This is a genomic window from Uliginosibacterium paludis (assembly GCF_039631355.1).
GTDB classification, from domain to species: domain Bacteria; phylum Pseudomonadota; class Gammaproteobacteria; order Burkholderiales; family Rhodocyclaceae; genus Uliginosibacterium; species Uliginosibacterium paludis.
In genome coordinates this window covers 56,774-76,790 of sequence record NZ_JBDIVF010000003.1, presented here as the reverse complement: position 1 = coordinate 76,790, position 20,017 = coordinate 56,774, and the positions used below count along the sequence as shown (strand labels likewise).

The 20,017-nt window shown below is 64.7% G+C and carries 21 protein-coding genes and 1 pseudogene; 20 read left to right on the top strand and 2 right to left on the bottom strand.

The window, feature by feature from the left end:
• Positions 1-116 precede the first annotated feature (116 nt).
• On the bottom strand, positions 117-581 hold the full coding sequence (locus tag ABDB87_RS09185) for a tRNA (cytidine(34)-2'-O)-methyltransferase (protein ID WP_345926214.1): 465 nt from the start codon (positions 579-581) through the stop codon (positions 117-119).
• A 43-nt stretch (positions 582-624) separates the two neighbouring features.
• Positions 625-1,170, bottom strand: a complete 546-nt coding sequence (locus ABDB87_RS09180) for a ComF family protein (protein ID WP_345926212.1) — start codon at positions 1,168-1,170, stop codon at positions 625-627.
• A 232-nt stretch (positions 1,171-1,402) separates the two neighbouring features.
• Between ABDB87_RS09180 and bioB the strand changes: the two genes are divergently transcribed.
• The 20 genes and pseudogenes from bioB to rsxE all read left to right on the top strand — a co-directional run bounded on the left by bioB (position 1,403) and on the right by rsxE (position 20,013).
• Entirely contained in the window at positions 1,403-2,395 is a 993-nt protein-coding gene (gene bioB / locus ABDB87_RS09175; RefSeq protein WP_345926210.1) for a biotin synthase BioB, read from the top strand.
• A 108-nt stretch (positions 2,396-2,503) separates the two neighbouring features.
• Positions 2,504-3,814, top strand: coding sequence for a citrate transporter (locus tag ABDB87_RS09170; RefSeq protein ID WP_345926208.1), 1,311 nt, complete (start codon positions 2,504-2,506; stop codon positions 3,812-3,814).
• A gap of 232 nt (positions 3,815-4,046) precedes the next feature.
• Positions 4,047-5,375: a citrate transporter gene (locus ABDB87_RS09165; protein ID WP_345926206.1), complete on the top strand. Its 1,329-nt coding sequence runs from the start codon at positions 4,047-4,049 to the stop codon at positions 5,373-5,375.
• 349 nt (positions 5,376-5,724) lie between these two features.
• Positions 5,725-6,117, top strand: a complete 393-nt coding sequence (locus ABDB87_RS09160; protein WP_345926204.1) for a flagellar protein FlaG — start codon at positions 5,725-5,727, stop codon at positions 6,115-6,117.
• A 43-nt stretch (positions 6,118-6,160) separates the two neighbouring features.
• A complete protein-coding gene (fliD, locus tag ABDB87_RS09155; RefSeq protein WP_345926202.1) occupies positions 6,161-7,543 on the top strand; it encodes a flagellar filament capping protein FliD in 1,383 nt (460 codons plus the stop codon).
• Between the two features lie 30 nt (positions 7,544-7,573).
• Entirely contained in the window at positions 7,574-7,990 is a 417-nt protein-coding gene (gene fliS, locus ABDB87_RS09150; protein WP_345926199.1) for a flagellar export chaperone FliS, read from the top strand.
• Positions 7,987-8,325: a flagellar protein FliT gene (locus ABDB87_RS09145; protein WP_345926197.1), complete on the top strand. Its 339-nt coding sequence runs from the start codon at positions 7,987-7,989 to the stop codon at positions 8,323-8,325. The genes fliS and ABDB87_RS09145 overlap by 4 nt, the downstream gene beginning before the upstream one ends.
• A gap of 25 nt (positions 8,326-8,350) precedes the next feature.
• Positions 8,351-9,493 carry a flagellar hook-length control protein FliK gene (fliK, locus tag ABDB87_RS09140; RefSeq protein WP_345926195.1) on the top strand — a complete coding sequence of 381 codons (1,143 nt, stop codon included), beginning with the start codon at positions 8,351-8,353 and terminating at the stop codon, positions 9,491-9,493.
• On the top strand, positions 9,480-9,812 hold the full coding sequence (locus tag ABDB87_RS09135; RefSeq protein WP_345926193.1) for an EscU/YscU/HrcU family type III secretion system export apparatus switch protein: 333 nt from the start codon (positions 9,480-9,482) through the stop codon (positions 9,810-9,812). The genes fliK and ABDB87_RS09135 overlap by 14 nt, the downstream gene beginning before the upstream one ends.
• Before the next feature lie 30 nt (positions 9,813-9,842).
• Positions 9,843-10,604 (top strand): flagellar brake protein, encoded by a 762-nt coding sequence (locus ABDB87_RS09130; protein ID WP_345926191.1) that lies wholly within the window; start codon positions 9,843-9,845, stop codon positions 10,602-10,604.
• A gap of 11 nt (positions 10,605-10,615) precedes the next feature.
• A complete protein-coding gene (locus ABDB87_RS09125) occupies positions 10,616-11,542 on the top strand; it encodes a cation diffusion facilitator family transporter (protein ID WP_345926188.1) in 927 nt (308 codons plus the stop codon).
• 3 nt (positions 11,543-11,545) lie between these two features.
• A complete protein-coding gene (locus ABDB87_RS09120) occupies positions 11,546-12,580 on the top strand; it encodes a quinone-dependent dihydroorotate dehydrogenase (RefSeq protein ID WP_345926186.1) in 1,035 nt (344 codons plus the stop codon).
• Positions 12,581-12,793: 213 nt separating this feature from the next.
• On the top strand, positions 12,794-13,378 hold the full coding sequence (gene rsxA, locus ABDB87_RS09115) for an electron transport complex subunit RsxA (RefSeq protein WP_345926184.1): 585 nt from the start codon (positions 12,794-12,796) through the stop codon (positions 13,376-13,378).
• Positions 13,375-13,941, top strand: a complete 567-nt coding sequence (gene rsxB, locus ABDB87_RS09110; protein WP_345926182.1) for an electron transport complex subunit RsxB — start codon at positions 13,375-13,377, stop codon at positions 13,939-13,941. The genes rsxA and rsxB overlap by 4 nt, the downstream gene beginning before the upstream one ends.
• Positions 13,938-15,683 (top strand): annotated as a pseudogene (gene rsxC / locus ABDB87_RS09105) (electron transport complex subunit RsxC); the annotation flags it as partial. The gene rsxB and the pseudogene rsxC, both read left to right, overlap by 4 nt.
• Before the next feature lie 332 nt (positions 15,684-16,015).
• Complete coding sequence (locus ABDB87_RS09100; RefSeq protein ID WP_345926180.1) at positions 16,016-16,987, top strand: Gfo/Idh/MocA family protein; 972 nt, start codon at positions 16,016-16,018, stop codon at positions 16,985-16,987.
• Positions 16,987-17,937 (top strand): RnfABCDGE type electron transport complex subunit D, encoded by a 951-nt coding sequence (locus ABDB87_RS09095; RefSeq protein ID WP_345926178.1) that lies wholly within the window; start codon positions 16,987-16,989, stop codon positions 17,935-17,937. Before ABDB87_RS09100 ends, ABDB87_RS09095 begins: the two co-directional genes overlap by 1 nt.
• 11 nt (positions 17,938-17,948) lie before the next feature.
• Entirely contained in the window at positions 17,949-18,665 is a 717-nt protein-coding gene (locus tag ABDB87_RS09090) for a riboflavin synthase subunit alpha (protein WP_345926176.1), read from the top strand.
• Positions 18,662-19,330, top strand: coding sequence for an electron transport complex subunit RsxG (gene rsxG, locus ABDB87_RS09085; protein ID WP_345926174.1), 669 nt, complete (start codon positions 18,662-18,664; stop codon positions 19,328-19,330). The genes ABDB87_RS09090 and rsxG overlap by 4 nt, the downstream gene beginning before the upstream one ends.
• Positions 19,327-20,013 (top strand): electron transport complex subunit RsxE, encoded by a 687-nt coding sequence (gene rsxE / locus ABDB87_RS09080; protein ID WP_345926172.1) that lies wholly within the window; start codon positions 19,327-19,329, stop codon positions 20,011-20,013. The genes rsxG and rsxE overlap by 4 nt, the downstream gene beginning before the upstream one ends.
• The last annotated feature ends 4 nt before the right edge of the window (positions 20,014-20,017 follow it).

Sequence of the window (20,017 nt, the reverse complement as noted above, 5' to 3'; positions counted from 1 at the left end):
AAACAAGTTCATCGCGCCCAAGCCGGCTCTGCCGGCAGAACCCGACACACGATGACATAAATCAATCGGACAAGGCCTTGCCGATTGCAATCATGCACGACGCATCCGCGCAGGTGTCACACACTCCCCGGAAAACCGGACTGGCGCCAGGCCTCATAGGCCACCACCGCCACGCTGTTGGAGAGATTCAGACTGCGCACGCCCGGCTGCATTGGCAGGCGCAAGCGGTGCCCATCCGGAAACTCTGCCAGCAGCCCGGCCGGCAGGCCGCGCGACTCGGGGCCGAACACGAAAACATCGTCGGGCTGGAGAGCCACCGAATGAAAGCTGACGGCGGCCTTGGTTGTCATCGCGAAAAACCTGCGTCCAGCGAGTTTTTCGCGCAGCGCCGCCCAGTCCGGATAGCGGGTGACGACAGACAACTCGCTGTAATCCATGCCGGCGCGCTTGAGCTGCTTGTCGGAAAGGTCGAAACCCAGCGGCTCGACCAGATGAAGGCGCGCACCGGTATTGGCGCAGAGCCGGATCGCGTTGCCCGTGTTGGGCGGAATCTCCGGCTCGAAAAGGACGATATCGATCATGGCAGCATTATCGCGTACCCGCCGCCCTTCGTGACCCGCAGTATCAGTCCGGCCCCGAATGCTTCAGCGTACGTGCCAGCACCAGATTGCTGACACGGCTTGCGCCGCGCTGCCGCAAACAGCGGGCAACTTCGTCCAGCGTGGCGCCGCTGGTCATCACGTCATCGACAAGCATCACGCTGCGTCCCTGGAAATCCGCCTCGCAGCGAAAGGCGCCGCGCACCGTCTGCAAGCGCTCGCGGCCGCGCAGCCCCGCCAGTCGCGGGGTGTGCCGCTCGCGCACCAGCGCCTGCGGCAGGTGCTCGAGGCCGAGGATGCGGGCGAGCGGCCGCGAAAGCTCGCAGGCGGGATTGAATCCCCGCTCCCGTATCCGCAAGGCGTGCAGCGGCACAGGCAGGATGCAGTCTGCCTCAATCCGTCGCGCTTCCTCGATCAGCGCCTCGACGAAAAAACCCGCGAGACCGAAGCCCTGGCCATGCTTGAAGGCCAGAATCATCTCGCGCACCGGATGCGCGTACTGCCACACCGCACGGGTCGCGTCGAACGCACGGGGCTTGCGCTGGCAAGGGCCGCAAGGCAGACCGGCCACCGGCACAGGCAGGGCACAGCAGGGACACAGACAGGCCCCGGCCCGGGGCAAACCGGACGCACAGGCGACGCACAGCGTAGCCCGGCAACGGGCGCCACACAGAAAGCAGGAGGGCACCCAGAGCGCGTCGAGCGCACGCCGGCAAACGTACGCAGACGCATGGAAGAAGCGGTTTGACAAGCTTTCGGGCTTTCCCGGATGATTGCCGGCTGTTTTCACGAAGGGTCGTTCCATGAATTCCTGTTCCACCGCCGAACACAAAATCGCCTTTCACCGCCCTGCCGCCGAGCCGGTTGGAGAATGGAGCACCGATGCGGTGGCTGCACTCTTCGAACTTCCGTTTGCTGACCTGATCTTCCGGGCGCAGGAGGTGCATCGTAAGCACTTCGATCCGAACGAGGTTCAGCGCTCGACCCTTCTGTCCATCAAGACCGGCGGCTGCTCGGAAGACTGCAGCTACTGCTCGCAATCGAAGCGCTACAACACCGGGCTCGAAGCCGAGCCGCTGATGAGTCTCGACGAAGTCCTGAACATGGCGCAGCAAGCCAAGGACAAGGGCGCCTCGCGCTTCTGCATGGGCGCCGCCTGGCGCAGCCCGAAGGAAAAGGATCTTGAGCCGGTGCTTGAGATGGTGCGCGAGGTGAAGAAGCTGGGCCTTGAGACCTGCGTGACGCTGGGCATGCTCAAGGACGGCCAGGCCGAGCGCCTGAAGGAAGCCGGTCTGGACTACTACAACCACAATCTCGACACCGCACGCGAGTTCTATGGCGAGATCGTCACCACCCACACGATCGACGACCGCCTGGAAACCATCGACAAGGTACGCGGCCAGGGCATCAAGGTCTGCGCAGGCGGCATCGTGGGTCTGGGGGAAAACCGCCGCGCGCGCGCCGTACTGATCGCCCAGCTCGCCAATCTGAACCCCGCGCCGGAATCCGTGCCGATCAACGGCCTGGTGCCGATCAAGGGCACGCCGCTGGAGTCCGTGCCGACACTCGACCCGCTCGAGTTCGTGCGCACCATCGCCGTGGCGCGCATCACCATGCCGACCAGCCACGTCAGGCTCTCGGCCGGCCGCCAGCAGATGAGCGACGAAGTCCAGGCCCTGTGCTATCTGGCCGGCGCCAATTCGATCTTCTCGGGTGATCGCCTGCTGACGACTGACAACCCCGACGCAGATCGGGACAGCGCGCTTTTCGCACGGCTCGGCATCCGGACCGTTTGATCGCGCACGCCTGCGGCCGCCCGGTGTCACGGTGTGACACAGTGCCGGCCGCATGATCGGGGCAGAATCGGCTCGCCCGAGCGAGCCGCGCCAACTCGGAATGTCGCCATGCCCCGCACCTTCTTCCTGCTCCTGCTCAGCCTCGCCTCACCCGCTGCACTGGCGGCAGGCACTCCCGCCACCGGCGTGCCGGTCGAATTCATCCTGTTTGGCGCAACGCTGCTCGGCGTTGCACTGTTCCATCGCCACACCCTCGGCGTGGCACTGGCCGGACTGGGCTGCGTCACGCACTACAAGCTCTGCCTGACAGGATTCAAGACCGGCGCTGGACTCGCCGGGCTTGCGCTGCACCTCGGCCATGAATGGGTCACGCTGGTCAACCTGCTCGGACTGCTGATGGGTTTCGCTCTCCTGGCACGGCATTTCGAGAAGAGCCACATCCCCCTGGTACTGCCACGTTATCTGCCGGACGACTGGAAGGGCGGCTTCATGCTGCTGATCATGGTCTATGTGCTGTCGGGATTCCTCGACAACATCGCTGCGGCACTGATCGGTGGCGCCATGGCTCACCAGCTTTTCCGGGCACGGGTGCATGTAGGCTACCTGGCTGCCATCGTCGCGGCCTCCAACGCAGGCGGCGCGGGCAGTGTGGTGGGCGACACCACGACCACCATGATGTGGATTTCCGGCATCTCGCCCTTTGACGTCGTCCACGCCTATCTGCCGTCTTTCACGGCGCTGCTGATCGTGGCCTGGTTCGGCGCCCGCCAGCAGCACGCCTATTCGCCCATCCTCCGCAGCACGCGCCCGGACATCCGGATCGACTGGGCGCGCGTCGGCATCGTCGGGCTCATGCTGCTCATGGCAGTCGCCACCAACATCGTCGTTAACACGCGCTTTCCGGAGATTTCGGAACGCTTCCCCTTCCTTGCCGCTGCGGTCTGGAGCGCCCTGCTGCTCACTGCCGGGGTCCGTCGGCACGACTGGGCGCTGCTGCCCCAGGCTTTCAAGGGCGCCCTCTTCCTGCTCGCCCTGGTGCTGTGCGCGTCGATGATGCCGGTAGAAGCCCTGCCGACCGCTTCATGGAGCACCGCGCTCGGACTGGGCTTTGTCTCATCCCTGTTCGACAACATTCCACTGACGGCACTGGCACTCCGGCAAGGTGGTTTCGACTGGGGCTTGCTGGCCTACTGCGTGGGCTTTGGCGGATCGATGCTGTGGTTCGGATCATCGGCCGGCGTGGCGCTGTCAAACATGTATCCGGAAGCGCGCTCGGCCGGTACCTGGCTGCGGCAGGGATGGCATGTGCCGCTCGCGTACCTGGCGGGGTTTGCGGTGGTCATGGCCGTGCTGGGCTGGCATCCTGCCCCGGCAGTCGGACCTGCCCCCGTGCTCCCCGCCTCCAGCACCCCGCGCTGAGCGCCCGACCGACCGGCCGGCCTCCTCCCGCCTGCTCCGGCACCACTGCCGGAATCGCGACATTTCCGACATCGCAACAATCCCCAGCAGACAGCTTTGTCACGATCCGGACAGACTTGCGTGCGTGCTCATCCGGCCGCCCCCTTTGCTGTGGCAGGGCCCGAGCGCCTTCAGACTGCACGGGTATCGTTTTTGCTGAATCCTGATACCCTTCCCGCATATTTTCTGGACCATGCCTCTCTCAATTGCCATGCGCACCCTTCTCACGATTCCCTTCCTCTTGCTGCCTACGCTGGCCATGGCGGCCGACGCCCCCGGTGTTGCCGGGATTCCGATTGAATTCATCCTGTTTGCGCTGACCCTGCTCGGCGTCGCGCTTTTTCACGGCAAGACCCTGCAGGTGGCGCTCACCGGTCTGGTAGCGGTCACGCTCTACAAGGTGCTGGTTACCGGATTCAAGACCGGCCCCGGCGTCGCAGGCTTCGTCTCCCACCTCGGGCATGAATGGGTCACCCTGGCGAACCTGCTCTGTCTGCTGATGGGGTTTGCCATCCTGGCCCGGCATTTCGAGAAGAGCCACATCCCCGTCGTGCTGCCGAAATACCTGCCGGACGACTGGAAAGGCGGCTTCGCGATGCTGGCGATGGTGTTCGTCATCTCCAGCTTCCTCGACAACATCGCCGCTGCACTGATCGGCGGCGCCATGGCCCATCAGCTGTTCCGCGGCAAGGTGCACGTGGGCTACCTGGCCGCCATCGTGGCGGCGTCCAACGCCGGTGGTTCCTTCTCGGTCGTGGGTGACACCACCACCACCATGATGTGGATTGATGGCGTCAGCCCGCTGAATGTATCCCACGCCTTCATTGCCGCAGCAGTCGCCCTGGCGATTTTCGGCGTGATCGCGGCCCGGCAGCAGCAGGCGTTTTCCCCCATCATCCGCAACGCCCACGCCGGCACCCGGATCGACTGGGCGCGGGTCGGCATCGTGGGCCTGATCCTGGCGCTGGCGATGATCACCAACATCACCGTCAACACCCATTTCGAAGACATCTCGGATCGCTTCCCCTTCCTCGGCGTCGCCGTGTGGGTCGCCATCCTCCTCAGCATTCCGGTTCGCCGTCACGATTGGGAAGTGCTGCCGGAAACCTTCAAGGGCTCGATCTTCCTGCTCTCGCTGGTCACCATCGCCTCGATGATGCCGGTCGAAGCGCTCCCGCCTGCTTCCTGGGCGACGGCCCTGGGTCTGGGCTTCGTCTCGGCAGTGTTCGACAATATCCCGCTCACGGCACTGGCACTCAGGCAAGGCGGCTTCGACTGGGGTGTGCTGGCCTATTGCGTGGGCTTTGGCGGCTCGATGCTGTGGTTCGGCTCATCCGCTGGCGTTGCGCTGGCCAGCATGTTCCCGCAGGCAAAATCCGCTGCCCAGTGGCTGCGCCATGGCTGGCATGTGGCCCTCGCCTATGTGATCGGCTTTGCGGTGATGATGGCTGTTGTGGGCTGGCATCCGCATCCGCCGCACAAGGCACCTCAGGCTCCGGCCCCCAGCACGCAGCAAGGCTGACCGCTCTCGGCGGCCGATGCCGGCCTTCCAGGCCGGAACAGGGAAAAGGGAACGTGTCCGACACGTTCCCTTTTTTCTTTTCTACGGAGGCCCTGAAAGCGGCGACCTGCCGTCCGTCGCCGCGGTGCAGAGGGAGGCGGCCTTGCAGCTCTGCTAACCCTGTGGACCTGCCCTGCCTCACCGTTAAGGACTCATGCAGGGCGACTCGGAGAGGGCAGAAGGTGTGCCGGACCGCCCTCCCTGCAGGAAGAACAGAGAAACGCACGCAATCCGGAATCAGCTCCGTCGTTCCGAAATGAACGGTCCGGGCCGCACACCGGAATATTCCTGAAAAACAGGAGAGACGATCATGGCAATTACTTCCATATCCGGCTTGATTCCTGCCGCCTATCCGGCAACAACTGCCGCCACCGGCCAGACTGGCCGGGTTGCGCCGGCAAAGCCCCTGCCGGCGACCAGCCAGGCCAGCGCGACGGAAAGCCCTGCAGAGAGCACCCTGCAGCCCAGCGGGCTGCCCAGCAAGGAGCAGATCGACCAGGCCATGGCCCAGGTCAAGGGCGCTTTGCCTGCGGTGGCACAGAACCTGCAATTCTCGCTCGACGAGGACACCGGCCGCACCGTGGTGAAGGTGGTGGACTCAGGCACCAACGAGGTCATCCGGCAGATTCCGAGCGAGGAACTTCTGGCGATCTCGAAGGCTCTGGACATGTTTTCCGGCCTGCTGCTCAAGCAGAAGGCCTGAGAAGCGGTTTCCGCAGACGGGGAACCGCGAGCGAGGTTGAATCATGGCAAGCATCACATCGGCAGGTCTGGGATCGGGGCTGGACATTGAAGGTCTCGTCACCAAGCTGATGACGGCCGAACAGGCGCCGATCACCCAGATCAAGACACGCGAATCGAAGGAAACCACCAAGCTCTCGTCCTGGGGACAGATCAAGAGCGCGCTCTCCAGCCTGCAAAACGCTGCGCAGGCGATGGATACCCGATCCGAATTCACGACCTTCAAGGCGTCCATCGGAACCAGCACGGTCGCTACGGTCTCGGCCGGCACCTCGGCCGTTGCCGGCAGCTATTCGCTGGAAGTCTCGAAACTCGCGGAAGTCCAGAAGATCAAGTCAGCGGGCTACGCCTCGGCGAGCTCGACCGTGGTTGACGTGAGCGGCGGCAGCAAGACCCTCTCGCTGGCAGTTGGCGGTACCACGACCAACATCACCGTCGATTCGACCAACAACACGCTCGAAGGCCTGCGCGACGCAATCAACAAATCCGGCGCGTCGGTCACTGCCACGCTGGTCAATGACGGCGATGCGAGCGCCCCCTATCGCCTGGTCATCACGGGCAAGGAAACCGGAACCTCGAATGCCTTCTCGCTCACCGGGCTGAGCGAACTGAACTACAACGCGAGCACGGGCACCGGCACCGGACTCACCAAGGTCCAGGCGGCTCAGAACGCTGAATTCACGGTGGACGGGATTTCGATCTCGAAAGCCAGCAATACCGTCACGGATGCCATCCAGGGCGTCACCCTGAACCTGACGGCCACCAACTCGGGGTCGGCCACCAAGGTCACCGTCACCAATGACACCGCGGCACTGCAGACCAAGGCCGCCGCACTGGTGAAGGCCTACAACGACCTGAACTCGATCATCAAGGTGCAGACGGCCTACAACGCCACGACCGGCACGGCAGGCACGCTCAATGGCGATGGCACCGCGCGCAACCTGCAACTTCAGATCCGCTCCATCCTGGGTGGCGTATCGGGCAGCGGCAGCTACAGCACGCTGTCCTCGGTCGGCATCAGTTTCCAGAAAGACGGCTCGATGGCGCTCGACAGCTCGAAGCTGCAGAAAGCGCTGGACAACCCGGACGTCGATGTCGCGGCGATTTTCGTCAAGGACAGCAGTGGTACCGGCATCGCGAGCAAGCTCGGCTCGAGCATCGCGACCATGCTGGGCACCGGCGGCATGGTCACGGCACGAACCGACGGCATCAACGCCACGATCAAGTCGATGGACAAGCAGATCGACACGCTGACAGACCGGCTCACGTCGATCGAAAAACGCTACCGGGCGCAATTCACCGCACTCGACACCAAGGTCGCCAGCCTCAACAGCACCAGTACTTTCCTCACGCAGCAACTGGCTGCCCTGAGCTCGTCTTCGAGCTGAACGCACTTGACCCGGAGGGGATGAAAGACCATGTTCGCACGCCAATCTGCAGCAGCCTACGCACGAGTCGGCATCGAAACCAATGTGGCCAGCGCCAACCCGCATCAACTGGTGCTGATGCTGTTCGACGGCGCGCTGCTGTCGATCAACACCGCCGCCGCGGCCATCGAGGAAAACGACATGTCGGGCAAGATCAGGCATGTCACCAAGGCCATCGAAATCATCTCGATGGGGCTCAAGGCCAGCCTCGACCAGAACGCCGGAGGCGAGCTCGCCGACCGCCTGGGCGCGCTCTATGACTACATGTGCCTGCGACTCACGCTGGCCAACGCCCAGAACAGCACCGCCCCGCTGACCGAAGTCGCCGGCCTGCTGCGCGAACTGCGCGACGCCTGGGCACAGATCTCGGATGCAGGCCTGAACGAGGCCCGTCTGCAGGAGGCATGATGGACGCCACGATCTCTTTCTACGAATCGATGAGTTCGCTGTCGAGCGCCATGACGGAGGCCGCCCGCGCGAATGACTGGGATGAGCTTTGCCGCCTTGAAACGGAGGTGGCAGGCCTCCGCGATCTGCTGGCCCTGCAGGACCCGCCCCAGCGCCAGAGCCAGCTGGGTGAAGCCGACCGGCAGCGCAAGATGGCGCTGATCCGGAAGATGCTGGCTGATGATCGTGAAATCCGCGCGCATGCGGAGCCCTGGCTCGACAACGTTCGCGTCCTTCTGTCGAGCGGCTCCCGCCAGCGCGCCCTCAATTCCGCCTATGGCATGCCCTCGGGCTGAGGTCTGACATGAGGGCCTCTCGACCGTGATTCCTGGCGACCTGGCCTCCCGGCTCCGCAACATCCTCGAAGCGAGCATTCAGCCCGTATCCATCTCGCGCGAGATCGATGAACAGCTGCCCCGCCTCGTGCAGGGCGAACGCTTCAGCGCGAAGATCCAGAGCGCGCTCCCCGACGGCAGCTTCCGGGCGCTGGTGGCCGGCAAGACGATCACCCTCGCAATGTCTGAAAGCAGTGCCAGTGCGGGCGATGTAGTCGAACTCACGGTCACGGGCTCCAGGGGCAACACCCTCCTCGCCCGGCTGACGACGCCTGATGAACCCCAGGCAAACGCGAAAACAAGCGATGCGCGATCCACGCTGAGCCAGACCGGCCAGCTCATCTCACAGCTGCTGACCGGCCGCCATGGCGAAGCAAAACCGCTGAACCTGCCCGCAATCGAATGGCCTGCAACACAGGGCAGTCTGGATGCCGGCCGACTCGCACCGATGCTGAAGGAAGCCATCAGCCAGAGCGGCATGTTCTATGAATCCCATCTGCGACAATGGACAGAAGGCAGTCGGCCTCTCGCCAGCCTGCTCGCGGAACCCCAATCGGCCGCCACCACCAGCGAACTGCTTCCGCCCCGGCAGGAAGGTCAGCAAGCGGCGGCTCCGTCCCGGGCAGAGCCATCCGCACGATCCGGGGTCGAGCCGGACATCCGCCAGCGGCCCGTGGAGGGATCGGCGGAATACCGCAGCCTGTCCGGCGAACCGCTCGCCTCCGCCCCGCAGAACAGCCTGCGCCTGCCCGAGCATCTGACACCCTTGATCCTGCAGCAGCTCGAAACACTTTCCAGCCAGCAGGCGAGCTGGCAGGGCCAGTTGTGGCCCGGCGCACGCGTGCAATGGAGCATCGTGGATCCGGACAGCGGATCCGAGCGGCAGGAGGGCAGCGCAGACACCGAAGCGCCGGTATGGCGCAGCCAGCTTCGCCTGGAGCTGCCCAGGCTGGGCGCGCTCAACGCCAGTCTGACGCTGGGGCCACAGGGGGTCGGCATCCAGATCAGCGCGACGGACGCGGCCAGCGCGGCGCGCCTCCGCGAGGATCAGGGCAGCCTGCAGGCCGCCTTTGCCGCAGCCGGCTTGCCGCTGACCCGTTTCCAGGTGCGCGAAGATGTCATCGCCTGAGACGCACGATCGTGCCACCGCAGTCGCCCTCGCCTACCAGGAGGGCGAAGCCGCACCGCGTGTGGTAGCCAAGGGTCAGGGACTCATCGCACAGCAGATCATCGAGCGCGCGCGCGAGGCCGGCGTCTACGTACATGAATCCCGCGAGCTCGTGTCCCTGCTGATGCAGGTGGACCTTGATGACCGTATCCCGCCCGGGCTTTATGTCGCCATTGCCGAACTGCTGGCCTGGATCTACCGCCTCGAGCAGGACCCGGGTGCTCAACCCCCGGCCAGTCTGGCCAATGATATATTTGCCGCAGGGCCGGAAGTCTCTTGAAGCCGGCCAATCTTTCCGGACATTCCCCGCATGACAACCTCTCCCGGCCAGGCTCCCGCGCTCGAACTGCTTGCTGCAGACCATTACAGCCAATACCTGATCCGTGAAACGCGGGAGATCGCCTATGTGCTGCGCCAGGTCGCGAGTCACCGGGCCATGATCACGGCATACTTCGGCAAGACCGGCGAATTCCTCCTCACCAGCGTTCTGGAAATCACGGCCGACAACCGCCACATCCTGCTCGACCTCGGCAAGGACAGCGAGCTGATCGGCAAGGCCATGAGCGAGGGACAACTGCTCTGTGCTACCCAGATCGAAAAGGTGAAGATCCAGTTCGTGCTCGAGCAGATCGAACTCACCGATCACGAGGGCTTTCCGGCTATTCGCGCGCCCTTGCCCGGACTGCTGCTGCGCCTGCAGCGGCGCGAGTATTACCGCCTGGCGGCCGGCACCCTTGATTCGCTCAATTGCCACATCCCCCTTCCCGGCGGTCGCATGATCAACGCCCGGGTACTCGACATCTCTGGCGGCGGCATCGCGATCATTGCGCCACCGGAGGGAAACAGCCTCGAAGCGGACAAGGTATTCGACAACTGCCGCCTTGATCTGCCAGACTCCGCCCCGGTCATCGTGAGCCTCCATGTGCGCAACATCTTCCGCATGAAGACTCGCGGCGGTCAGGAAGTCATGCGCGTGGGCTGTCAGCTTCTGAATCTGCCCGCCGCTGCGTCCAACCAGATCCAGCGCTACATCCTCAAAGCCGAGCGCGAACGCAACCAATACCGCAACTGAAGCGGTCCGACATGAATACACCTGCATCCGGAACGGCCAACCACGAGGCCCTCCGCTACATCCGCCTGTCCGTAGCCGCCGCAGTCGCGACCATCGCACTCAAGTTCATTGCCTGGTGGCTGTCCGGCTCGGTGAGTCTGCTCTCCGATGCGATGGAGTCCTTCGTGAACCTGGCAGGCGCCTGCTTCGCGCTGACCATGCTCAAGATCGCCGCCGAGCCGCCGGACGAAGAGCACCCCTGGGGCCACAACAAGGCCGAATACTTCTCCAGCGGCTTCGAAGGCGGATTGATCTTCATTGCCGCAGCCTGCATTCTCTGGGCCGCCATTCCGCGCCTCTTCAGCCCGCAGCCGCTTGAATCACTGGGCATCGGTCTGTGGTTTTCAGCCGCCAGCACCCTGATCAACCTCGGCGTCGCACTCGTACTCCGCCGCGCGGGCAGGCGGCTCCACTCCGTCGTGCTTGAAGCGGATGCCGCACACCTGATGACGGATGTCTGGACCTCGGTGGGGGTCGTTGCCGGCCTGATCGGCGTGATGCTGACCGGCTGGCTCTGGCTCGATGCGGTCATCGCGATCCTGGTAGCCCTGCACATCCTCAGCGAAGGCTGGAAGCTGATGAGCGGCTCGATCAACGGACTGATGGACAAGGCCCTCGACCCCGAGGAAATCGAGAAGATCCAGCGCCTGCTTGCCGGCTATGAGGCCCGCGAGGTCAGCTTCAAGAATCTGCGCACCCGCCGCTCCGGCACGCTACGCTTCGCACATGTCGACATCCTGGTCCCCGGACACTGGAGCGTGGAAAACGCCCACGAATTGCTGGACGAAATCGAAGCGCGCATCGCGGCCGAAGTCGCCGGCACGCACGCCACCACTCACCTGGAACCCGTCTCCTGCCTGCTCAGGCCGGAGCACGGCCTCGCCTCCCGTCAGGACTGATCGATGATCTATTCACTTGCCCGCCCGTTGCTGTTCTCGCTGGATCCCGAATGCGCCCATGAACTCTCGATCTGGAGCCTGCGCAACCTCGGCGGCATGATGCCTGCGCGTCATGTCGTGGCGAGCGAAAGCATCGAGATCATGGGCGTGCGCTTCCCGAACCGGATCGGACTGGCGGCCGGGCTCGACAAGAACGGTGAGGCCATCGACGGACTGGCAAGTTTCGGCTTCGGTCACATCGAAGTCGGCACCGTCACTCCGCGCCCGCAGCCGGGCAACCCCAAGCCGCGCATGTTCCGCATTCCGGAGCGTCAGGCCATCATCAACCGCATGGGCTTCAACAATCACGGCGTCGACACGCTCCTGGCCAATGTGCGAGCCTCCCGCTTCAAGGGCGTGCTCGGTATCTCGATCGGCAAGAATTTCGACACCCCGATCGAAAACGCCGCGGATGATTACCTCGCCTGCCTGGACAAGGTCTATGGCTACGCCAGCTATGTCGCCGCCAACATCTCGTCGCCGAACACCAGGAACCTGCGGGCCCTTCAGGGGGAATCCGAGCTCGACAGCCTGCTCGGCCGTCTCAAGCAGCGTCAGACCGAGCTGGCCGAACAGCACGGCCGCTATGTGCCGATCGCACTGAAAATCGCCCCGGATGTGGACGAGGCACAGCTGACCAACATCGCGGACGCGCTGCGACGCCACCGCATCGATGGCGTCATCGCCACCAACACCACCCTCTCGCGGGATGCGGTGCAGGGACTCGCGCACGCCCAGGAGGCCGGCGGACTCTCCGGCGCCCCCCTGCGGGAGCAAGCCACCGAAGTCGTCCGCTCGCTCTCGGCCAAGCTCGCCGGCGAGCTGCCCGTGATCGCGGTCGGCGGCGTCATGAACGGCACCGATGCACTGGAGAAGCTGCAGGCCGGCGCTTCGCTGGTCCAGGTCTACACCGGCTTCATCTATGGCGGGCCGGGCATGGTCGCGGACTGCGTGGCAGCCACCCGCAAGTACCAGCGGGACGCAGCGGAAACCGAGTAAGCGGATCAGCTCGGGCGGTCACCCATCAGCCCGCCCCGGCGACCTGACGGCTCGCCGTCGCAAGAGGCCGGCGGACACGCTCAAGCGACCGAGACCTCGCTTTGAACGCTCCGGGCGGCTTTATGCCGCGAGCACATACCCCTATAACATCCCTGCGCTTGGGCGAATGGCCCCCTGCGCGGATAATCGCGGCTGTTCCCGGAGCTTGAGACCATGGCTCAATACATTTTCCTGCTGATCGGCGCTGTTCTCGTCAACAACGTCGTGTTCGTCCGTATCCTGGGGCTCTGCCCCTTCCTTGGCGTTTCCAAGAAACTGGAAACCGCCATCGGCATGGGTGCGGCCACCACTTTCGTGCTGACGCTCGCCTGCGGCAGCAGCTACCTGATCGAGCACTACCTGCTGCAACCCTTCGATCTGGCCTATCTGCGCACGCTCGCCTTCATCGTGATGATCGCGGCCATCGTTCAATTCACCGAACTGGTGATCCAGAAGACCAGCCCCGAACTGCATCAGGTGCTCGGCATCTACCTGCCGCTGATCACGACCAACTGTGCCGTGCTCGGCATCCCGCTGCTCTCGGTCAATTTCCAGCACGGATTCATCGAAGCCCTGCTGTTCGGTCTGGGCAGCGCATCGGGCTTCTCGCTGGCGCTGGTGCTCTTCGCCGGTCTGCGCGAGCGGCTTGAAGGCGCCGAAATCCCCTTGCCATTCAAGGGCACGCCGATCGCACTGGTGACGGCCGGGCTGATGAGCCTCGCCTTCCTCGGATTTGCCGGACTGGACAAGCTCAGATGATTTCCGCACTGCTCGTCATGACCGGGCTCGCCATCCTGATCGGTGCCGTGCTCGGTTACGCCTCCCTGAAGTTCAAGGTCGAAGGCGACCCGCTGGTTGAAAAGATCGATGCCATCCTGCCGCAGACGCAATGCGGTCAGTGCGGCTTTCCCGGCTGCAAGCCCTATGCCACCGCCATCGCCAATGGCGAGGCGGACATCAACTGCTGCCCGCCCGGCGGAGAAGATGGCATCCACAAGCTTGCCGATCTGCTCGGCCGCGAATTCAAACCCCTCAACGCCGAAAACGGTGTCGAGAAACCGAAGGCTGTCGCCTTCATCGACGAGCAGACCTGTATCGGCTGCACGCTCTGCCTGCAGGCCTGCCCGGTCGACGCGATCTCGGGCGCGGCCAAGCAGATGCACACCATCATTGCGCCGCTCTGCACCGGCTGCGAACTGTGCATCGCGCCCTGCCCGGTGGACTGCATCACCATGAAACCCGTTGAAGAAACCGTGGATACCTGGAAGTGGCGCTATCCCACCTTCCAGCTCAGGCAGGTTTCGCCGGGGAGTACCGCATGAACGCCTTGCGCAAGCTTTTCTCATTCAACGGTGGCGTGAAGCCGGCCACCCACAAGACCGAATCCTCGCGTGATCCGATCGTACCGCTGGCCAGCATGCCGCTGCCGGCGCAGTTCGTCGTGCCCTTGCACCAGAGTGTGGGCGGCATTCCGCAACCGCTCGTCTCTGCGGGCGAGCGCGTGCTCAAGGGGCAGCGCATCGGCGCGGCCGACGGCAACTTCTCGGCAGCCGTCCATGCACCGACTTCCGGCAAGGTGATCGCAGTCGAGCCGCGCATCATGGCGCACACCTCCGGCCTCTCGATGCTCAGCGTCGTCATCGAACCGGATGGTCTCGATCAATGGACCGAACTCACGCCGCTCGACTGGCGAAGCCAGAGTGCCGATGCGGTACGCGACTGGCTAAGGGACGCCGGCGTGGTCGGCCTGGGCGGCGCGGTCTTCCCCAGCCACATGAAGCTCAGGGCAGGCCGCAACACGCCGATGAAAACGCTGGTCATCAACGGTGCGGAGTGCGAGCCCTTCATTACCTGTGATGACCTGCTGATGCGTGAGCGCAGCAGCGACATCCTGCGCGGCATCGTGATCATGCGCGAGTTGCTCGGTGCCGAAGAAGTGCTCATCGGCATCGAGGACAACAAGCCCGAAGCCATTGCCGCCATGCAGTCGGCATGTGCCGCCCAGGGCGACCGCAGCATCCAGACCGTGCCGGTGCCAACGCGCTACCCGGCGGGAGGCGCCAAGCAGCTCATCCGCGTGCTCACCGGCATCGAGGTGCCGCACGGCCAGCGCTCCACCGACTACGGCGTGCAGTGCTTCAACGTGGGCACGGCCTACGCCATCCAGCAAGCCATCGAACTGGGCCGGCCCCTGATCTCACGCATCGTGACGGTCGCCGGCAATGTCGGCTCGCCACGCAACCATGAAGTGCTCTTCGGTACGCCGATGGCATTTCTGGTGGAGCAGGCCGGCTGGAAGGACGACACCGATGCCTTCGTGATGGGTGGCCCGATGATGGGCTTCCGCATGCCGACCTTCGATGTACCGGTGGTCAAGGCGACCAACTGCGTGATCGCCTCCAGCCCGGCGCTCTTCCCGCCGCCGCCGCCCGAGATGCCCTGCATCCGCTGTGGTGAGTGCGCACGCGCCTGCCCGACCGACCTGCAGCCTTTCGAGATGTACTGGCACAGCCGCTCGAAGAATTTCGGCAAGGTCCAGGAATACAGTCTCTTTGACTGCATCGAGTGCGGTTGCTGCAGCTTCGTATGCCCCTCTCACATTCCGCTGGTCGACTATTTCCGCTTCTCCAAGACTGAAATCTGGGACCGCGAGCGCAAGAAGGATGCGGCAGACGAAGCCCGCGTGCGCTTCGAAGCCCGCAATGACCGCATCGAGCGCGAAAAACGCGAGAAAGCCGAAAAGCTGGCCGCCCGCACCGCCGCGAGCCGCGCGGCAGCGGAAGCCAAGACCAAGGACGCCCCCGCAGCCGATCCGGCAAGCGATGCAGCAGGCAGCAGCACCGAAGACGGCAAGAAGGCCTTGATCGAAGCCGCCATGGCGCGCGCCAAGGCGAAGAAGGAAGCGGCCGCTGCCGGCATGGATAGCGCCCCGACTGAAGACAAGCCTGCCAGACCCGCGCTGTCGGAAGACGACAAGAAGGCGATGGTCGAAGCTGCATTGGCCAAGGCCCGCGCGAAGAAGGAAGCCGCCTCGGGTGAAGCGGCATCGCAGACCGAGAAGCCCGCCAGCGCGCCCCTGACCGAAGAAGAGAAACAGGCGAAGATCGAAGCGGCGCTGGCCAAGGCAAAGGCAAAGAAAGAGGCGGCGGCAGCGCCTGCAGCGCCGGAAGAGGTCGCAGCGCAACAAACCGCCAGCGCGGAAGACGATCCGGTCGCAGCGGCCATTGCGCGCGCCAAGGCGCGCAAGGCGGAAGCCGCAGTGGCGGGCGCCGACACCCCGAAGCCGGAAAAGAAAGTGCTCTCCGCCGAAGAAAAGCAGGCCCTGATCGACGCTGCCCTTGAACGCGCCAGAGCACGCAAGGCTGCGGCCGCCGACAGCACGGATCAGGAGCCCTCATGACGCAGCAACTGAACTGGGGCATCCTGGGCTATGCCCGCATTGCCCGGCTGCAACTGATCCCGGCGCTGCAGGCGAGCGGCAAGAGCCGCCTGCACCGGCTGGCCACGCGCGACGCTGCAAAACAGTCTGAAATCGAAGCGCAGAGTCCGGGCGTGATCTGCAGCACACGCTATGAAGATGTGCTCGCCGACCCGGCCGTGCAGGCGGTCTACGTTCCCCTGCCCAACTCGATGCATCACGAATGGGTGATCCGGGCGCTGGACGCAGGCAAGCATGTGCTCTGCGAAAAACCGCTGGCCCTTGATGCCGCGCAGGCGCGCGAGATGGCAGCGGCTGCGGCGCGCAATGATCGCGTGCTGATGGAAGCCTTCATGTACCGCTACTCGGACCGCACGGCACGCGTGCGCGAAGTGCTGGCCTCGGGCGAACTGGGCGAGATCCGGCATCTGAACGCGAGCTTCCGCTTCTTCCTGGATCGTGAAGGCACGATCAAGATGAAGCCGGAACTCGGGGGTGGCGCGCTGTATGACGTTGGCGTGTATCCGCTCAACCTGCTGGGGCTGGTAACAGGCGGCGAACTGCCGCTGGCCGTGCACGTCGAAGCCGGATTCCGCGATGGCGTGGATGTAAACGCCTCGGTGCTCATGCGCTTCGCCTCCGGCCTGCTCGCCACGCTGCATTGCGGGTTCGACGCGTTTGGCCAGATGGGAGCGGAGATCGTCGGCACACGCGGCCGGCTGGTGATACCGGACCCGTTTCTGGGCGAGGCCGGCGCGCTCACGCTCCACACCGCCCAGGGCGCGCGGCAGATCGAGGTCGCGGCGACCGACCGCTATACCGCCCAGGTGCGGGAATTCTCGGCCGCCATCCTGGCTGGCCATGCCCCGCTGCTGACGCTTGATGAATCCATTCGCAACCTCGAAGTGCTGGATATGATCCGCGCACAGATGAAGGTCAGGACTGCCTGATGCTCCACAACTCACCTTACGTCCGCAAACCTGCCAGCGTCACCACCGTGATGCTCAAGGTCCTGCTCGCCCTCCTGCCGGGCATCGCCGCCTTCGTGTGGCAGTTCGGGCCGGACATCCTCGTCCGCCTGTTCGCCGCCACGCTGACTGCGCTCGCTTGCGAAGCGCTGATGCTGCGCGCACGCGGCAAGCCGGTGAAGCTTTTCCTGAGCGACCTCTCCGCCGTGGTCACCGCCTGGCTCGTTGCACTGGCCTTCCCCTCCATCGCCCCGCTCTGGCTGATCATCACCGCCACGGCGCTGGCCATCGTCGTCGCCAAGCACCTGTACGGCGGCCTCGGGCAGAACGTATTCAATCCGGCGATGGTGGCTTACGCGATCATGATCGTGGCCTTCCCTTCGCAGATGAGCCAGTGGCCCTCTGCACTGCCTGACGCAATCACCAGCGCAACACCGCTCGACACCCTGCGTACCGGGCTGCGTGCGGCAGACGCCACGGTCGCTGGCGTCATGAGCAATGCCGAGGTGTTCGGCGCGCTGGCCGGGCGCGGCTGGGAGTGGGTCGCAGGCGGTTTCGCGCTGGGCGGCCTGTGGCTGATGCAGCAGCGCGTCATCACCTGGCACATCCCGGTCGCCTTCCTCGGCGTGCTCTCGCTATTCTCAGGGGCCTTCTGGCTGGCCGACAGCGCTCACTACGCTTCGCCCGTCCTGCACCTGATGGCAGGCGGCTCGATGCTCGGCGCCTTCTTCATTTTCACCGACCCGGTCTCGGCCTGCACCACGCCGCGGGGCAAACTCATCTATGCGGCCGGCGCCGCAATCCTGGTCTATCTGATCCGCGTATTCGGCAGTTACCCCGATGGCGTTGCCTTCGCCACGCTGCTGATGAACATCTGCGTCCCGCTGATCGACATGAAGACCCAGCCGCCGGTCTTCGGACACAAGAACTGAGGAGCGCAAGCATGTTTACAGGCATCGTCAAGGGCGTGGCAGAGGTCGTCGCGCTGGAGCGCAAGGCCGGGCTGCTGACGGTCGAACTCGCCTTTCCGCAGGACTTCGCCGAAGGGATCGAGATCGGCGCCAGCGTGGCAGTCGACGGTTGCTGTCTGACCGTGACACGGCACAGCGCCGGTCGTGCGGTCTTCGATGTGATGCAGGAGAGCCTTGCCCGCACCACCCTGCTGGACCTCGAACTCGGTGGCCAGGTGAACGTCGAGCGTGCCGCCCGTGACGGCGCCGAAATCGGCGGGCATCCGCTGTCGGGCCACATCGACTGCACGGCGCACATCGTGAGCATCGATACGCCGGACAACAACAAGGTCATGCGCTTCCAGCTGCCCGCGGAATGGGCACGCTACGTGTTCGCCAAGGGCTACATCGCCGTCAATGGCTGCAGCCTGACCGTGAGCGACATGGACCGCGCCAGTGGCCGCTTCTCGGTCTGGTTCATCCCGGAAACCCTGCGCGCCACCACGTTTGACGCCAAGCAGGTCGGTGAGGCAGTCAACATCGAGATCGAGCGTGCCACCCAGGTCACCGTCGACACCATCCGCAGCTACCTCGACGAGCGCCTGGGCCCGCTGCTGCCCCGCCTGGAAGCCCTGCTTGGCGCCGGCGCACTCGACGAACTGGCAGCCAGACAGCTGCCCGACCCGAACTCCCCGCAGGACAAAGCATGAGCGAACCCACCCTGCCCGAGCCGACCGCCCTCGGCCTCTCGCTGCGCACCGCGCTGACCATGGTGGCCTTCACGATCGTGTTCACCGGTCTGATGGCCAGCACCTACCAGGCCACCCATGAAACCATCGCCGAAAGCGTGCAGCAGGAAAAACTGCGCCTGATCAACGAGATCCTGCCTCCCGCAAGTTATGACAACGCGCTGCTGAATGACGCCCTCGCACTGCCTGCCGCGCCGGAGCTGGGTCTGCCCAAGGGTGCCCAGATCTGGCGCGCACGCAAGGCGGGGCAACCGGTCGCGCTGGTCATGGAAGCCGTGGCGCCGGACGGCTATGCCGGCAGCATCCGCATGGTCATTGCCGTGCTAGCAGACGGCCGGCTTGGCGGCGTGCGGGTGGTGGATCACCACGAAACCCCGGGGCTGGGCGACTACATCGACCCGAACAAGGACAAGGACAAGGCGAATCCCTGGATCGCCCAGTTCGGCAGGCTGGACCCGGCCACCACGCCCGTCGCCCTCTGGAAGGTGCGCAAGGATGGTGGTGAAATCAGCTACCGCGCCGGCGCCACCATCTCGCCGCGCGCCGTCAGCAATGCCGTGGCGCGGGCCGCAGCCTATGCCATGACCAACCGCGACCGCCTGTTCGCGCAAGGAGCACAGCCATGAACAGCTACAACTACCGCGAGATCTTCTGGAACGGATTCTGGCGCCAGAACACCGGTCTCGCCCAGCTGCTGGGGATGTGCCCGATCCTTGCCGTGTCGACCTCCTTCGTCAATGGCGTCAGTCTGGCGCTCGCCACCACGCTGGTGATGGCCGTATCGAACGCTGCCGTCTCCGCGCTGCGCAACCTGATCCCCTATGAAATCCGGATTCCGGTCTTCATCCTGATCATCGCCGCACTCGTGACCGTGCTGGATCTCGCCATGAACGCCTGGCTGCACCAGCTCTATGTGGTGCTGGGCATCTTCGTGCCGCTGATCGTGACCAACTGCATCGTGCTGGCCCGGGTCGAAGCCTATGCAGCCAAGAACCCGCCGCTGCCCTCCGCCGTTGACGGAGCATCGATGGGCATCGGTCTGCTGCTGGTGCTGGGCATTCTCGGCAGCATCCGCGAGATCATCGGCACCGGCGCCATCTTCGCCGGCATCGAGATGATCATTCCCGGCGCCCACGCCATCCATGTGCTGCCTGAAGACTATCCGGGCTTCCTGTTTGCCGTGCTGCCCCCGGGCGCCTTCCTCGCTCTGGCCTGCCTGATCGCAGGCAAGAACTGGCTGGAGGCCCGCCAGGCGATTGCGCGTACGCAGCAGGGTGCCGGCTGCGCACCGGCCACCCACTCCGGATAAGGCC

Excerpts from the sequence above, each read along its gene's own strand:
- ABDB87_RS09170 (WP_345926208.1), top strand. The coding sequence starts at position 2,504 with ATGCCCCGCACCTTCTTCCTGCTCCTGCTCAGCCTCGCCTCACCCGCT.
- fliS (WP_345926199.1), top strand. The coding sequence starts at position 7,574 with ATGTTCGCACGCCAATCTGCAGCAGCCTACGCACGAGTCGGCATCGAA.
- ABDB87_RS09125 (WP_345926188.1), top strand. The coding sequence starts at position 10,616 with ATGAATACACCTGCATCCGGAACGGCCAACCACGAGGCCCTCCGCTAC.
- rsxB (WP_345926182.1), top strand. The coding sequence starts at position 13,375 with ATGATTTCCGCACTGCTCGTCATGACCGGGCTCGCCATCCTGATCGGT.
- ABDB87_RS09090 (WP_345926176.1), top strand. The coding sequence starts at position 17,949 with ATGTTTACAGGCATCGTCAAGGGCGTGGCAGAGGTCGTCGCGCTGGAG.
- ABDB87_RS09130 (WP_345926191.1), top strand. The coding sequence starts at position 9,843 with ATGACAACCTCTCCCGGCCAGGCTCCCGCGCTCGAACTGCTTGCTGCA.
- ABDB87_RS09185 (WP_345926214.1), bottom strand. The coding sequence starts at position 581 with ATGATCGATATCGTCCTTTTCGAGCCGGAGATTCCGCCCAACACGGGC.
- ABDB87_RS09095 (WP_345926178.1), top strand. The coding sequence starts at position 16,987 with ATGCTCCACAACTCACCTTACGTCCGCAAACCTGCCAGCGTCACCACC.
- ABDB87_RS09145 (WP_345926197.1), top strand. The coding sequence starts at position 7,987 with ATGATGGACGCCACGATCTCTTTCTACGAATCGATGAGTTCGCTGTCG.
- ABDB87_RS09120 (WP_345926186.1), top strand. The coding sequence starts at position 11,546 with ATGATCTATTCACTTGCCCGCCCGTTGCTGTTCTCGCTGGATCCCGAA.
- bioB (WP_345926210.1), top strand. The coding sequence starts at position 1,403 with ATGAATTCCTGTTCCACCGCCGAACACAAAATCGCCTTTCACCGCCCT.
- ABDB87_RS09160 (WP_345926204.1), top strand. The coding sequence starts at position 5,725 with ATGGCAATTACTTCCATATCCGGCTTGATTCCTGCCGCCTATCCGGCA.
- ABDB87_RS09100 (WP_345926180.1), top strand. The coding sequence starts at position 16,016 with ATGACGCAGCAACTGAACTGGGGCATCCTGGGCTATGCCCGCATTGCC.
- ABDB87_RS09135 (WP_345926193.1), top strand. The coding sequence starts at position 9,480 with ATGTCATCGCCTGAGACGCACGATCGTGCCACCGCAGTCGCCCTCGCC.
- ABDB87_RS09165 (WP_345926206.1), top strand. The coding sequence starts at position 4,047 with ATGCCTCTCTCAATTGCCATGCGCACCCTTCTCACGATTCCCTTCCTC.
- rsxG (WP_345926174.1), top strand. The coding sequence starts at position 18,662 with ATGAGCGAACCCACCCTGCCCGAGCCGACCGCCCTCGGCCTCTCGCTG.
- fliD (WP_345926202.1), top strand. The coding sequence starts at position 6,161 with ATGGCAAGCATCACATCGGCAGGTCTGGGATCGGGGCTGGACATTGAA.
- rsxA (WP_345926184.1), top strand. The coding sequence starts at position 12,794 with ATGGCTCAATACATTTTCCTGCTGATCGGCGCTGTTCTCGTCAACAAC.
- rsxE (WP_345926172.1), top strand. The coding sequence starts at position 19,327 with ATGAACAGCTACAACTACCGCGAGATCTTCTGGAACGGATTCTGGCGC.